This window comes from Bacillus sp. FSL K6-1033 (assembly GCF_038630765.1).
GTDB classification, from domain to species: domain Bacteria; phylum Bacillota; class Bacilli; order Bacillales; family Bacillaceae; genus Bacillus; species Bacillus altitudinis.
Window position 1 is genome coordinate 966,500 of the sequence record NZ_CP152041.1, and the last position, 13,549, is coordinate 980,048.

12 protein-coding genes are annotated in these 13,549 nt (G+C 40.0%); 3 read left to right on the forward strand and 9 right to left on the reverse strand.

The window, feature by feature from the left end; genetic code table 11:
• Positions 1-14: 14 nt before the first annotated feature.
• Positions 15-869: a polysaccharide deacetylase family protein gene (locus tag MHH31_RS04850; protein WP_039169286.1), complete on the reverse strand. Its 855-nt coding sequence runs from the start codon at positions 867-869 to the stop codon at positions 15-17.
• 295 nt (positions 870-1,164) lie between these two features.
• Between MHH31_RS04850 and dat the strand changes: the two genes are divergently transcribed.
• Complete coding sequence (dat, locus tag MHH31_RS04855) at positions 1,165-2,019, forward strand: D-amino-acid transaminase (RefSeq protein WP_008348952.1); 855 nt, start codon at positions 1,165-1,167, stop codon at positions 2,017-2,019.
• A gap of 210 nt (positions 2,020-2,229) precedes the next feature.
• Here dat and MHH31_RS04860 read toward each other — a convergent pair whose 3' ends face one another.
• A complete protein-coding gene (locus MHH31_RS04860) occupies positions 2,230-2,736 on the reverse strand; it encodes a universal stress protein (RefSeq protein ID WP_008348950.1) in 507 nt (168 codons plus the stop codon).
• A 559-nt stretch (positions 2,737-3,295) separates the two neighbouring features.
• Here MHH31_RS04860 and MHH31_RS04865 point away from each other — a divergent pair.
• Both MHH31_RS04865 and MHH31_RS04870 read left to right on the forward strand, forming a co-directional pair.
• Positions 3,296-5,053, forward strand: coding sequence for an ABC transporter transmembrane domain-containing protein (locus MHH31_RS04865; RefSeq protein ID WP_058337529.1), 1,758 nt, complete (start codon positions 3,296-3,298; stop codon positions 5,051-5,053).
• Positions 5,050-7,065: an ABC transporter ATP-binding protein gene (locus MHH31_RS04870; protein WP_058337528.1), complete on the forward strand. Its 2,016-nt coding sequence runs from the start codon at positions 5,050-5,052 to the stop codon at positions 7,063-7,065. The genes MHH31_RS04865 and MHH31_RS04870 overlap by 4 nt, the downstream gene beginning before the upstream one ends.
• A 125-nt stretch (positions 7,066-7,190) precedes the next feature.
• On the opposite strand, the gene MHH31_RS04875 is transcribed toward MHH31_RS04870, so the two are convergent.
• The 7 genes from MHH31_RS04875 to MHH31_RS04905 form a co-directional block, all read right to left on the reverse strand.
• On the reverse strand, positions 7,191-7,808 hold the full coding sequence (locus MHH31_RS04875; protein WP_008348943.1) for an NAD(P)H-binding protein: 618 nt from the start codon (positions 7,806-7,808) through the stop codon (positions 7,191-7,193).
• Positions 7,809-8,092: 284 nt separating this feature from the next.
• Positions 8,093-8,296, reverse strand: coding sequence for an alpha/beta-type small acid-soluble spore protein (locus tag MHH31_RS04880; RefSeq protein ID WP_008348940.1), 204 nt, complete (start codon positions 8,294-8,296; stop codon positions 8,093-8,095).
• Between the two features lie 227 nt (positions 8,297-8,523).
• On the reverse strand, positions 8,524-9,630 hold the full coding sequence (gene ugpC / locus MHH31_RS04885; RefSeq protein ID WP_024719977.1) for a sn-glycerol-3-phosphate ABC transporter ATP-binding protein UgpC: 1,107 nt from the start codon (positions 9,628-9,630) through the stop codon (positions 8,524-8,526).
• Positions 9,631-9,767: 137 nt separating this feature from the next.
• A complete protein-coding gene (locus MHH31_RS04890) occupies positions 9,768-10,643 on the reverse strand; it encodes a helix-turn-helix domain-containing protein (protein WP_058337527.1) in 876 nt (291 codons plus the stop codon).
• A gap of 20 nt (positions 10,644-10,663) precedes the next feature.
• Positions 10,664-10,873, reverse strand: a complete 210-nt coding sequence (locus MHH31_RS04895; RefSeq protein ID WP_008348933.1) for a YheE family protein — start codon at positions 10,871-10,873, stop codon at positions 10,664-10,666.
• A 145-nt stretch (positions 10,874-11,018) separates the two neighbouring features.
• Entirely contained in the window at positions 11,019-12,377 is a 1,359-nt protein-coding gene (locus MHH31_RS04900) for a YheC/YheD family protein (protein ID WP_025207025.1), read from the reverse strand.
• A complete protein-coding gene (locus tag MHH31_RS04905; protein ID WP_058337526.1) occupies positions 12,334-13,440 on the reverse strand; it encodes a YheC/YheD family protein in 1,107 nt (368 codons plus the stop codon). Before MHH31_RS04905 ends, MHH31_RS04900 begins: the two co-directional genes overlap by 44 nt.
• Between the last annotated feature and the right edge of the window lie 109 nt (positions 13,441-13,549).

Genomic DNA, 13,549 nt, shown 5'->3' on the forward strand with positions numbered 1-13,549 from the left:
GGTGCGGGTTTGCTTTATTGCTGTAGTGGCTTCATTGTTTCATCAAGGACTTCAAACGTGTAGCCCTTCGCCTTTAATTGTGTGATCAGACTGTTTAAGTATTTTGCGGTAGCTGGCTGATCATGCATTAAGATGATTTTTGGCTCTTTCGGGTACTTGGTTTCAAGCACTTGCAGCTGATTTAATACTTCTGGTACATATTTTGAGCTTTTATATTTCCAGTCAAGACTGTCAATGGTCCAGTCCCAGTATACAAAGCCTTTTTGTTTTAAACGTGTTTTTTGCTGGTCTGTTAAGTTTGGAGAACTGCCATAAGGTGTTCTCACAAGATGTGTATATTCACCAGTTACAGAAGCCAATATACGTTGATCTTCTTTCATCTCATTTACAGGAGAATCACTTTTTTGATAAAAGCGTTTCACATCATGCGTGATGCCATGAAGTCCTAATTGATGACCTTCTTGATGAAGTCTTTTCACAGCTGCTGGGTGTTCTTTGATTTGCGGCCCGAGCATAAAGAATGTGGCCTTCACTTGCTGTGATTTTAGCACATCTAACAGCTGATTTGATGTAGCAGAAGGGCCATCATCAAAGGTCAAAAAGATCGTTTGATCCGTTACATGTTTGTTTGGATTGATCTTAAAATGTGCATCTAATGTTTTTGGCGAATCATCTTTTGGTTTCAGACTTGTACTTGTGTCTCGAAATGGACTGCTCGCAGACACTTCATTCGGTTGATCTGCTGCCTGCATATTGGTTTTAGACATATCCCAAATGAAAAAAAGGATCAATGTCAGGATGACTAGACCAATCGCCTTTGAGAGCAGCATCGTGTTTGAAGGTGTCTGTTTTTTCGTAACCCGTTGCATTACAATCGCTCCAATAAATCAGTAGTTTGTGTCGAATCATGTAGTGGATTCTGTCTTTTTTCGCTGTTTTTTGTCGTGCTCATATGGAGTAAGTATACAGGAAAAAAGAGCCTATGAATATAGAAGATGCTAAAAAATTGGAATCTTTTTGGTTATGAATCTATATTTGTTACAATAGAAGGTTATCCAGTCAAATGGATATGAAATAATTCTGAATAATCATTGAAACGTTTACATTTATCCGCTAAGATAGCATCAGATTCAACCATTAAGCAAAGCGAAGGGGAGATTCCATATGAAAGTATTGTACAATGGGGATTTTATTGAAAAAAAAGATGCACATGTTGATATTGAAGACAGAGGCTATCAATTTGGCGACGGAGTCTATGAGGTCATCCGCGTATATAATGGGACTTTGTTTACATTAAAAGAGCATACTGAGCGTCTATTCAAGAGTGCAAAGGAAATCGGCATTCATCTGCAAGGTACAGTATCCGATATGGAAGAGAATTTGAAGAAGCTAGTCGCAGATAATCAAGTGATTGATGGTGGCGTGTATATTCAAGTCACGCGAGGCGTCGCACCTCGTAAACATCAATATGGTGCACTTACCCCTCAGATTACGGCATATACATTTCAAGTGAAAAAGCCTATTCAAGAGCAGACAGCTGGTGCGAAAGCTCTATTGTCTGAAGATCTTCGCTGGTTAAGATGTGATATTAAAAGCTTAAACCTTTTATATAACGTCATGGAAAAGCAGAAAGCGTCTGAAGCTGGTGCGTTTGAAGCGATTTTAATAAGAGACGGCTTTGTGACAGAGGGGACGTCCTCGAATGTGTATGCCGTCATTGACGGTGTCATTCGTACACACCCAGCAAATAACCTGATTTTAAACGGCATTACACGTAGAAAGCTGCTAGAGGTTTGTCAGGAAGAAGGATGTCGTGTGGAAGAAACCCGCATGAGTAAAGACGAACTTTTGCATGCGCAGGAAATTTTCATTAGTTCAACGACAGCTGAAGTGATTCCAATTGTAGAAATAGATGGTCAGCCAGTTGGGGAAGGTGTTCCAGGGGAGATCACGAAGCGTGTACAGGAAGGGTTCCAGAAAAAAATTAAGCATGAAAGCGAAGCATCTATTTCTTCGTAAAAGGAAAAAGGCTGTAAACCGATGTTTGCAGCCTTTTCAGCGTGTAGACAAACCCTCGCATTCGGTGTCAGTCCTGCGCGCTGGTACTCACGAATGTCAAATTCGCTCCGTGCCAGTGCTCGTCCTTCCTAGACTTCAAAGGTTTTCTATCACGCTGAAAAAAAGACAAAAGGCTAAAATCAAGTTCATTTTAGCCTTTTGTGATGACATTTATTTCACGATCAGTACAGGTATATCTGATTTGGACGATAACTTTTCACTCACACTGCCAAAGAGCATCTTTTTCAATCTGCTTTGGTCACGTGCTCCCATGACGATGAGGTCTGCTGAAATCTCTTCAGCGTATTCGATAATCGCTTCTGCAGGCTCCCCTTCAACAATTTCAATCGCAGCTTCAAACTGCTCTTCATTTAACAGCATTCTTGCTTCTGCAACGACCTCTTCTGTATGGTCTTCAAAAATCAAGGGACTTTGCTGTTCATCATGAGGTACATACACAGGGGGTGTTTGAAGGTCTGCCATGCCGCCTCCGATATAAGCGCCGCCAGTCATTGGGCGAGGTGCATCAAACACCTGTCTGCTGGATTTCCCATCATGAGCGTAGGCAATGGTCAGCTTGGCATGCAAAGTTTTGGCTAAAGCGATTGCCTTCTTTAATGCTTTCTTACTGTCTTCATGTCCATCAAACGCAACGACCATCCGATCAGCTTGAAACAATGTCCTCATTCCTTTCAAAAGGAGTCTATACGTTCATGGTATACCCGATATCTGAAAAAGATACACATAAAGGGTGTGAACTTTTTGTTAGAAAATTTCATTTATTGAAAAATATTTATTGACAAAATAGTGACAGCCACTATAAGATAAAAAAAGATTCAAGAGCCAAAAGGAGGAAATGTCATGTGCAACATCATTGGAAGAATGAAATCAAACTGCATGAATGGATTGATTCACGTGACAATTACACCTTCATTGGTCATTGAAAAGGGACTCGTATGTTCCAATTGATCGGATGAATCAAGGCGTATGTTGCGTATTTGTCAACATGCGCCTTTTTATCATGTATAAAAGAGGCGTACCAGTCAGCTGGTTGCCTCTTTTTTTGTTGTATACATTTCGCATCTCGAAATAATGGAATGCATCAACAACTAAATGAAGAGGAGTGAAAGCATGTGAACATGCCAAAGGCAAGACAAATGACAAAAGCTCAAAAAACGAAACAAGGTGACAATCAGGAAAATATAGAAAGCGGCTAGCTTTAAAAGGAGAGACAAACATGTTTTCAGTATTTGTGAAATTAGGCTGGTTCTTTAAACAAGAGTGGAGGCGCTATACAATCGCCATTACGCTGCTGCTCATAGTGAATGTACTTGAAATGCTGCCACCGAGGTATCTAGGTCAAGCAGTTGATGACATTCGGTCTGGTCAATTTACAACATCCAGTATTCTGTTTTACGTAACCATTTTTTGCTTACTTGGTGTCAGTGTCTATGCGCTCACCTATTTTTGGATGTATCAGTTATTTGGCGGCGCGAATGTCATGGAGCGTGTGCTGCGCGGAAAATTAATGCGCCACTTACTTAAGATGACACCCACCTTTTATGAAAAGAAAAAAACCGGAAATTTAATGGCGTTAGGTACAAATGATTTGAATGCTGTGGCTTTAACAACAGGCTTTGGCGTTTTAACATTAGTCGATTCCACTGCTTACATGCTGATGATCTTTTTTACGATGGGACTGACGATCAGCTGGAAATTAACTTTAATGGCCATTATTCCGATGCCGCTGATGGCGATTTTGATAGCGTTTTATGGCAGTAAAATTCATGAACGCTTTACAGTCGCTCAAGATGCATTTGGTGATATGAATGATCGTGTATTAGAATCAGTTGCCGGCGTTCGGGTGATTCGGTCTTTTGTACAGGAAAAACAAGATGTGAATCGCTTTCGAGAAATGACAGATGATGTTTTTCAAAAAAATATGAGAGTGGCGATCATTGATTCATTGTTTGAGCCGACGGTGAAATTGCTTGTGGGGATCAGTTATTTAATCGGTATCGGTTACGGCGCATATCTTGTGTTCCAAAGTGATTTAACCATTGGTGAGCTTGTCGCATTTAACGTCTATCTGGGGATGATGATCTGGCCAATGTTTGCCATTGGTGAATTGATTAATATCATGCAAAGAGGAAATGCCTCATTAGATCGGTTGAATCATACACTCAGTTATCAACCGGATGTAACTGACGCAGCCAAGCCAAAAACATTACAAGAGCCTGGCGATATTCAATTTGAACATGTGACATTTAGGTATCCAACTTCCTCTAAAGATAATCTAACGGATGTCTCCTTTACTGTACGAAAAGGGCAAACGATTGGTATTACAGGAAAAACGGGAAGCGGAAAAACAACGATTGTCAAACAGCTTCTTCGTCAGTATCCGACAGGTGATGGAAAGATCTTGTTTTCAGGTGTTCCAATTGAGGACATTGAATTGGATCAACTGTTCCAATGGATTGGCTATGTGCCGCAAGATCATGTCCTTTTCTCTAAAAGTGTAGAAGAGAATATGCGTTTCGGTCATAGAGACGCGAGAGAAGCTGAATTAGCACAAGCGATTAAAGATGCTTACTTTGAAAAGGATTTACGCCTTTTACCAGAAGGCTTGGAAACCATGGTTGGAGAAAAGGGAGTGGCGCTGTCAGGAGGACAGAAGCAGCGGATTTCCATTGCACGTGCTTTATTAATTGATCCAGACATTTTGATTTTGGATGACTCGTTATCTGCAGTTGATGCAAAAACAGAAACGGCTATTTTAGAGAATTTAAGACAAAATCGTCATGGAAAAACGACATTTATTACAACCCACCGTCTATCAGCTGTAGAGCATGCGGATCTCATTCTTGTCATGGAAGAAGGACGTATTGTTCAAAAGGGAACCCATCAAGCGCTTATTCAGCAAGATGGATGGTATAAAGAGCAATTTCTGCGTCAGCAGCTGACAAATCAGCTGGAAGGAGGGGATGAGGCATGACAACAGGGAGAAGACTTCTTGCCTATGCACTCCTATATAAAAAAGTATTGTCTGTTGCTTTGATCTTTCTGATCATTGCAGTTGGTGCTGAGTTGACAGGACCTTTCATTGGGAAAAAAATGATTGATGATCATATTTTAGGTGTAGAAAAACCGTATGTTGAGGTAAATGAAAAAACAGATAAAACGGTTTATTACCAGGGAAATAACTATATAAGAAGTGACCGGCTACAGAATCAAAATGAAGCTGGAAAGCAAATCAATGTCGTGCAAGTCGGATTTGGGTACTATTTTGTGAATGAACCGATTCGATTTGACGGGAGCCGGACAATAGAAGGGGATCAGCTCACCATTGAAAATGGGAGCGAGCGTGAGACGTATCAGGTACAGCGTTTATCCAAAGAGGAAATCTTCGCTTTTTATCAACCGGAAATCAGTGGTTTGGTGCAGCTTGTTCTATTTTATTTTGGGATGCTCGTCATTGCGATTTTCTTTCAATATGGGCAGCACTATTTACTCCAGCGTATTGCAAATCGCATTATTCAAAAAATGCGAGTGGACGTATTTGAACATATTCAAACGCTTCCGATTCGGTATTTTGATAATTTACCGGCTGGAAAGGTTGTCGCGCGGATTACCAATGACACAGAAACCATTCGTGATTTATATGTCACAGTACTAGCGAATTTCGTCACAAGTGCCATTTACATGATTGGCATTTATATCGCCATGTTTTTATTAAATGTGAAGCTGGCGCTCATTTGTTTAGTGGCTGTTCCGATTATTTTCCTATGGTCGATGACTTACAGAAAGTTTGCGTCGGTTTACAATCATCGCATTCGATCCATCATCAGTGAAATTAATGCCAAGCTAAATGAAGCTATTCAAGGAATGACGATTATTCAAGCATTTCGACATGAACAAGCAACGAAAGAAGAATTTGATGAGCTGAATAACAATCACTTTCGATATCAGCGAAAGATGCTTCATTTAAATTCACTGCTCTCACATAACTTGGTGAATCTGCTTCGGAACTTAGCATACGTCGCACTCATTTGGTATTTTGGCGGCGCGTCCTTAAGTGCGACGGGCATTGTGTCGATTGGGGTGCTTTATGCATTTGTCGATTATTTAAATCGTTTGTTCCAGCCGATTACAGGCATTGTGAATCAATTTTCTAGATTAGAATTAGCAAGGGTTTCATCTGAACGGGTCTTTCGATTATTAGATGAGCCTGGTACTGAAGTGGAAGAACCGGTTCAGAAGAAAATCGAGGGGCACGTTCAATTTCAGGATGTTACCTTTGCGTATAATGAAGGGAAAAATGTATTAAAGAACATCACCTTTGAGGCGAGAAAAGGTCAGACGGTGGCACTCGTTGGACATACCGGTTCTGGGAAAAGTTCGATCATGAATTTGCTGCTGCGTTTTTATGATATTCAGCATGGGGATATCCTCATTGATGGAAAAAGCATCTATGATCAGTCGCGCCAAACGTTGCGTAAGCAAATGGGCATTGTACTGCAAGATCCTTATTTGTTCTCTGGAACGATTGCCTCCAATGTCAGTTTAGGAAATGAAGACATTAAAAGAGAAACGATTGAAACATCGTTAAAGCAAGTGGGCGCAGCAGAACTATTAAAGCATTTGCCTGAAGGTTTTGATGAACCAGTTGTTGAAAAGGGGAGTACTCTTTCCTCTGGGGAGCGTCAATTGATTTCATTTGCCCGTGCACTGGCATACGATCCAGCGATCTTAATTCTAGATGAAGCGACGGCTAACATCGATACAGAAACAGAAGCCATCATTCAACGGGCACTAGATGTCGTCAAAGAAGGACGAACCACTTTTGTCATTGCACACCGATTATCTACTATTAAGAAAGCTGACATGATTTTGGTGTTAGAAAAGGGTGAGATTGTCGAGCGCGGCAGCCACGAAGAGCTCATGGAGCAAGGCGGACTGTATGCGCAAATGTACGAATTACAAAAGGGAGCTGTGACGAGCGGCTGATAGGATGAGTAGCAAAAGCCTCTTTCAATTTGAAAGAGGCTTTTTCATGGCAATGAAAAAAGTCGAGGCTTCATGATATGATCTCGACTTTTACTGGTTGTATATCATTTACACGAACTAAATGGTCAATAAGCGATACCGACACGTTGATGCACAAATTCTTTTGAGTTTAACTGCTGATACAAAAAGTGTGCGGTATCTTCAACTGAGATTTTCTGTCCATCTATAGGGAGAAAATTCTTTTCATAGCGATACGACCGTGTCACTTCTCCATCTGGTAAATAGGTTGGGCAAATGATTGTCCAATCTAGTTCAGTTGATTGAAGAATTTCAAATGCTTTGGCATGTTCTTTAGCAGCTCGGGAAGTGGTTCGCCTTGATTCATTTGTTTCAAAGCGGTAAAGCTCAGGCTGCTGCCTTGCTTTCAAAATCCCCGCAGTGCCAATCGTTATAATTCTTGATGTTCCTGTTTGCTTCATGGCTTGTACGATATGCTCCATTGAAACAGATAAAGTATCATCACCATCTGTTGATAGACAGCTCACGACAATATCTGATCCTTTAATTGTTTCAAGCACATCCTCTTGATTTCTGGAATTGCCGGTGACTTGAAACATACCCGCAAGCATTTCTTCCCGGTTTGTCCGAATTAACGAGCGAACCATGTAACGATCATCTTCTTTTACGAAACGAAGAAATGCTTGTCCTACACGTCCATGAGCACCGAAAAGAGCTATTTTCATCTGATCGATCCCTCCACTACATACTATAAGTGAAAAGAACTTAAAATGGTACAGTTTTATGTCATGCTTTTTTTATAAAGATGAAAGGACCGAATACTATGAGCATATTCACATAATAGAGAGAGACCGACAAATTGTAGAAGTTCAAAATTCACACCTGAAATAATGTCCATGAAGATCCGCTCCTTTCTAATACATCATATGAATTCAAAAGGAATCGGTGAGGGATAAAACCAAAAAAAGAAGACACCATAAGAGGTGCCTTCTATGATCCAGATATGAAATTAAGCTTTTGTTCCGCCAAGGTTTTGCTGAGCGTAAGATACAAGACGTTTCGTGATTTCTCCACCAACTGAACCGTTAGCACGAGCTGTTGTTTCTGCTCCAAGGTTTACACCAAACTCAGAAGCGATTTCGTATTTCATTTGATCGATTGCTTGCGCTGCTCCAGGAACTAGTAATTGATTTGAACTATTAGAATTTGCCATGATGTGAATCTCCTTTTTATATAAGATTTTTTTGGTTGGGTTTGCTGGAGTCGCACCAGCGAAATGACCAAGTCATTTGCCACTTGGCGAAACCCAATGCGGTAACTGCTTTGTACTAAATATTATGGTTCGCTACGAAAAAAAAAATACGGAAAAAGAACATGGTAAATGTTGTTTTCACATACAAAAAACCACCACCCAATGGTGATGGTTTGTGGAACGTCTTCTTATTCAGCTGAGCGGATGCGCAGCTCAGTCTCTGTATCAAAGAAGTGCGCTTTATTCATATCAATGGCAAGAGGGATCGTCTGACCTGCCTGAATATCTGTGCGAGAATCAACACGTGCAATAAACGTTTGACCAGCGAGAGAAGAATAAAGCATCGTTTCGGCTCCCATTAATTCAGCCACTTCTACGTTTGCTTCAATTTTTGTTCCTTCAGAAGCCTCTATAAACACAGGCTCATCATGGAAATCTTCTGGTCTGATGCCTAGAATCACGTCTTTTCCAATATAGCCCTGACTGCGTAATACTTTCATTTTTCCTTCTGGTACACGAATGTGCGTATTCCCAATGGCAATGGCTCCGTCAGACAGTTTTCCTGTAAAAAAGTTCATCGCTGGAGAGCCAATAAATCCTCCTACAAAGACATTCTCTGGGTTTTCATACACATCCTTTGGTGCGCCAACCTGCTGAATAAAGCCATCTTTCATGACAACAAGCCGAGTAGCCATTGTCATGGCTTCTGTTTGATCGTGTGTGACATAGATGAATGTCGTCTGCAGCCGCTGATGAAGTTTAGAAATTTCGGCACGCATCTGAACACGAAGTTTAGCATCTAAATTAGAGAGAGGTTCATCCAAAAGAAAGACTTTTGCATCGCGTACAATGGCCCTTCCAAGTGCAACACGCTGTCTTTGACCTCCAGACAATGCCTTAGGTTTTCGATCTAAGTATTGTTCAAGCCCTAATATTTTTGCAGCGTTACGTACCCGCTCATCAATTTCTGCTTTAGGAAATTTTCGAAGCTTTAATCCAAAAGCCATATTATCGTACACATTCATATGAGGATATAAGGCATAGTTTTGGAAAACCATCGCAATATCCCGATCTTTTGGTGCCACATCATTCATTCGCTTGCCGTCTAATAGAAAATCTCCTTGTGAAATTTCTTCAAGGCCTGCAATCATGCGGAGGGTTGTTGATTTTCCGCACCCAGATGGACCAACAAACACAATAAATTCTTTATCCTCAATATGTAGATTAAAGTTATCTACTGCTGTTACTTTGTTATCGTACACTTTATAAATTTGATTCAGCATCATTTCAGCCATAGGTGGTAGCCTCCCAGTCCTTTTTGAAAGCGCTTTACTTATAAATGAAGTGTATAAAAAGGAAGGGTGTCTGTAAATGGACAACGTGCACAACATCTTATTTTCATTTTTAGGCAAGGTGCTCATGTTAGGATCATTTAAGAAAGATCGAGAAGATTCATCATGAAATAAGCAGCTGACGCTTCTTGAAAATGCCGTATATCTAGTCCTGTCCGTTCAATAAATTTATCAATCCGATACTGAAGGCTGTTTCGATGAACATATAACGCTTTTGCTGCCTGCGATGCATTTAAATTACACTGCATATAGGTCGTGAGAGTCCGGTAAACGTCCCGATCAAAGATTGTTTCTATAAATGCATCTGAAATAGCGGCAGAAACTATGTCTGTATCATGGCGAATGAAAGCAGGTAGACATTGATAAAATGTTGCAACCCCTGACCTAAGTTTTCCTTGCTTCAGATGCCATAAAAAGAGCTGATGTTCATTTAATAATCTCATTTTTAAATTTCCATTCGGCAAATGCAGCTGTCCTTGCATGAAGACAACGTCTGTTAAAAAATCACTTGTGATGGCTTGAGACAGATCATGTAGCTGTTCAAGTTGACCATTTTCTGATGTAGCGTTTGTTTGAATGAGCATAGCTGTTTCAGTGCCTGTCCATATGAAATGAATATGTTCGAGGCTGCTGTTCACAGCCTCTTTTATTTGCTGCCTTTGTTCTGCTTGGTGATCCATTTTAAAAAAATGAACACGGACGGAGTGATCAATGGTGATTGATTTGTTTTCAAAGAGATAGCTGTACCATTTCTGTTCTTCTTCCGTTTCCTGCGTATGAGGTACATCAATTGGTGTGAGGAATGAATTGAGAAGAAGCGCTTCCCTTTCTGTTAGCTCCGTATTGTTTACTCCGAAAATTTCGCCTTCGTCTGTTTGATACCAGAGAATTTGTTTATCATTTGTTGGTGAACTGATGATATGGTGTCCGTAAACAAGTTTTAGTTTTTCTAACATGGCGAGGCTCCTTAAACAGTTTAATCATACACATGGAATAGCATTAATTCGTGGATTTCTTCTTTTAAGGTTGGTTCAACTTCATGAGGCGGAAGCTGAGAGCCCCATTCAATATCACCCGTTTTGTGATAAATGCCTTCATAGTGTGAACCATTATGAAAAAAGGATATTTTCCAGCCAGGTAATTGCGCTTTTTTAAAGAGAGGTTTCCATTGAAAATGAGAAATCATATCATCATTGCCTCCTTGCTTTTATTGATGAAACAATAAATACACACGACAATACGGAAACAATCTTGAACTTGGTTTTATTGTATCTCATCTGATGAAAAGAGCATAGGGAAAGCACAGATTTCAGAGACATGAAAAGAAAACATCAGTAGGCGTTTGCATGGTCTATAGGAGTAAGAGCCATTTGTGTTAGGTAAGATGCGTATTCAACGATTCTTTTCCCAATCAGCCATTCTGAGTTTTTCAATGGTGCATGCAGAAAAATCTCGCGGCCTGGACGAGAATTGGCTTCAAACATCCAGATAGCACCTAAGTGATCAATACCTAAGTCAAAACCAATTTCCCCAATCAGACCGGGCATTTTTTCATCTATCACACGACTAAGTGCGAGGGCAGTATCAGAGAGCTCTTGCAAAACCTTCAAACGTTTCTCTGCATCAGGAAAGATATCATATAGTGTTTTTACTGAACCACCATGCAGTTGATGGGTTGTGACAGTGTGATCTCCTGAAACTTTTCCAGCAGCGGCTGTAACAGTCCAATGACCATACTTATTTTTATTCGTATGAATTCTAAAATCCAGTGGTTGATTGTCTATTTGAAGAAGCTCAATGCCTTGTTGTGCAATCAAGTCTTGAATTGCACAATCTTCCCGCAGTTTTTTCACGAAATGGTCTACGGAATGATATGAAGTGGATTTCCCTTTATTTGAGCAGACAGTGACCCCGTTTTCCGTCTTCTTTAACTGATAAATCCCGTCTCCGTGACTGCCGTTTGTTGGTTTTAAATAAATGACATGATGCAGATGAAGGAGTGTTTCTATTTTATTTAAAGCATCAACAGGATCTAATCGTATAGAATGTGGTAAGAAAGAGCTTGTTTTTTCATCTGTTAATAGCTGTTCATGAATGTCCCATTTATTAAAAAAATAAGGGTTGAACCAAGGGATATCGTAGTCTTGAGTGAGTTTTCGTTTTGTTTCTTGAATGAATGCCGACTGAGCAGCCTTTCTATTAGGCAGCCGGTCATAAACAACGGATGGGAGGGGCATCTGCTTTTTTACCCAGCGCTCCTCTTGGTAAAGCAAACCTTCTACTATTCCTTTATCCCAATCGATAGAATGAGTACCAAAAAGATATGCAAAACCAGCATGCTGCCTACAAGATTGCAGCAATTTCATAAAATAGGAAGATCTTGCGCCTAAAGGTGCTGTATTTTGTTCGAATCCTGCAGTGAAAATGCCGATGAGAGGTCCTATATAGAGTGTATGTTGAACTAATATGACATCAGCTTTCGTTTTGTATGGAATGAGTAAAGCGCGATAAAGGTCTTCTGATAATAAAATCCTTTGTGATTGATGATGATAGGAAATGGTGAAATCATCTACTAAACAAGAACCTAAAGCAATAGATAAAATTGCCTCCTGCTCTTTAAACTGAGCAGGGAGATATACTGTTTTTTCACTTGCTGAATGAGGAGCGATGATGTAGCGTTTTCTCTTCATAAGGAACCTCCTTTTCTTCAGCCATCATCGATTTGGCATGTTCAAGTATGGTCTGAATCAATTGATTCTCCCTCTCAGGGTATGCTTTTAAAAAAGAGGATCGTCCTGGCTTTGATCTTACATTTGAGATGAAAAGTCTGCCTTCATTTGTATGAAGCAAGTCTATAGCGAATTCAATACACGGTGAGAAAGTTTTGTCTATAAACGCTGGAAGAGATGATTGAATGGAGGCAATATCATCTAACAACAGCTCCTTGATGTGTGGCTTTAATGAGTTTAAATAGTGATCAAAGGCTACCACATGAATGGAATTTTGTGTATTGCTTAAAAGGCTGTTTTCTACTGATGGTTTTGTATGAATCCCCATGCTATTCCATTGATTTTGTGAATTTTTTATAAGAAAAATCCTAATTTCATTGAATATAACGTCTTTTTGATCATTCGTGTTAAAAAATTGAAGGAAAGATCGGCCGATATACTTTTTGCACCAGCGTTCAACCTCTGCTGAATGTGAAAAGGTGATGATTTGCTTAGCGTTTAGCTGCACAGTAATGAGTGATTTGTCTTTTAAAGAAATGAAGCAAGAGGGTGCTGCGTGCTGTTGAGAAAGCGGCTGTATTTTACAATATCCGCCCTTTCTGACCAAGTTGAGAAGGTCTGAAGGCTTTGTCAATAGAGAGCAGACAGGTAAATATGGTTGTAAAGAAGGGAGGAGACGGAGCTGCTCGAATAGCCGCATTTTATTTGAAATTCCAGTATTCAAAAAAAGGGTTTTTGGATACTTTTTTAACCAATTCATGATAGGTTTTGCTTTTTTAGATTGTGCGTCATGCTGATAAAGACAACGATCATAAATCAAGTCAGGAATCTGAAATTCTGACGCTTCAAATCCTTTGCCAGTCTTAAATTTTTGACCGTGAATGACATTTGAAGCAGGCTTTAAATCTAGAGGTGAAAAACGAACAACTTCTAAATCAAAAGAAGAGGCTGCTTTGGCAAGCTGATGTGTGAATGCTTCTTCATGCTTCGGAGAAAGAGTGACAATGCCGAGCGTTGACGTCATGAAACAACACCTACTTTTCAAATTCTTTTTTTAACATCTGAAAAACACTTTTTGTTGATTTTACATAAACTTGGCGTTCCTATATCATTACGACAGATCGTTGTCTCAT

Bases quoted from the DNA above. Each gene is read 5' to 3' on its own strand.
- dat (WP_008348952.1), top strand. From the start codon at position 1,165: ATGAAAGTATTGTACAATGGGGATTTTATTGAAAAAAAAGATGCACAT.
- MHH31_RS04850 (WP_039169286.1), bottom strand. From the start codon at position 869: ATGCAACGGGTTACGAAAAAACAGACACCTTCAAACACGATGCTGCTC.
- MHH31_RS04905 (WP_058337526.1), bottom strand. From the start codon at position 13,440: ATGACGTCAACGCTCGGCATTGTCACTCTTTCTCCGAAGCATGAAGAA.
- MHH31_RS04870 (WP_058337528.1), top strand. From the start codon at position 5,050: ATGACAACAGGGAGAAGACTTCTTGCCTATGCACTCCTATATAAAAAA.
- MHH31_RS04890 (WP_058337527.1), bottom strand. From the start codon at position 10,643: ATGTTAGAAAAACTAAAACTTGTTTACGGACACCATATCATCAGTTCA.
- MHH31_RS04875 (WP_008348943.1), bottom strand. From the start codon at position 7,808: ATGAAAATAGCTCTTTTCGGTGCTCATGGACGTGTAGGACAAGCATTT.
- MHH31_RS04900 (WP_025207025.1), bottom strand. From the start codon at position 12,377: ATGAAGAGAAAACGCTACATCATCGCTCCTCATTCAGCAAGTGAAAAA.
- ugpC (WP_024719977.1), bottom strand. From the start codon at position 9,630: ATGGCTGAAATGATGCTGAATCAAATTTATAAAGTGTACGATAACAAA.
- MHH31_RS04880 (WP_008348940.1), bottom strand. From the start codon at position 8,296: ATGGCAAATTCTAATAGTTCAAATCAATTACTAGTTCCTGGAGCAGCG.
- MHH31_RS04895 (WP_008348933.1), bottom strand. From the start codon at position 10,873: ATGATTTCTCATTTTCAATGGAAACCTCTCTTTAAAAAAGCGCAATTA.
- MHH31_RS04865 (WP_058337529.1), top strand. From the start codon at position 3,296: ATGTTTTCAGTATTTGTGAAATTAGGCTGGTTCTTTAAACAAGAGTGG.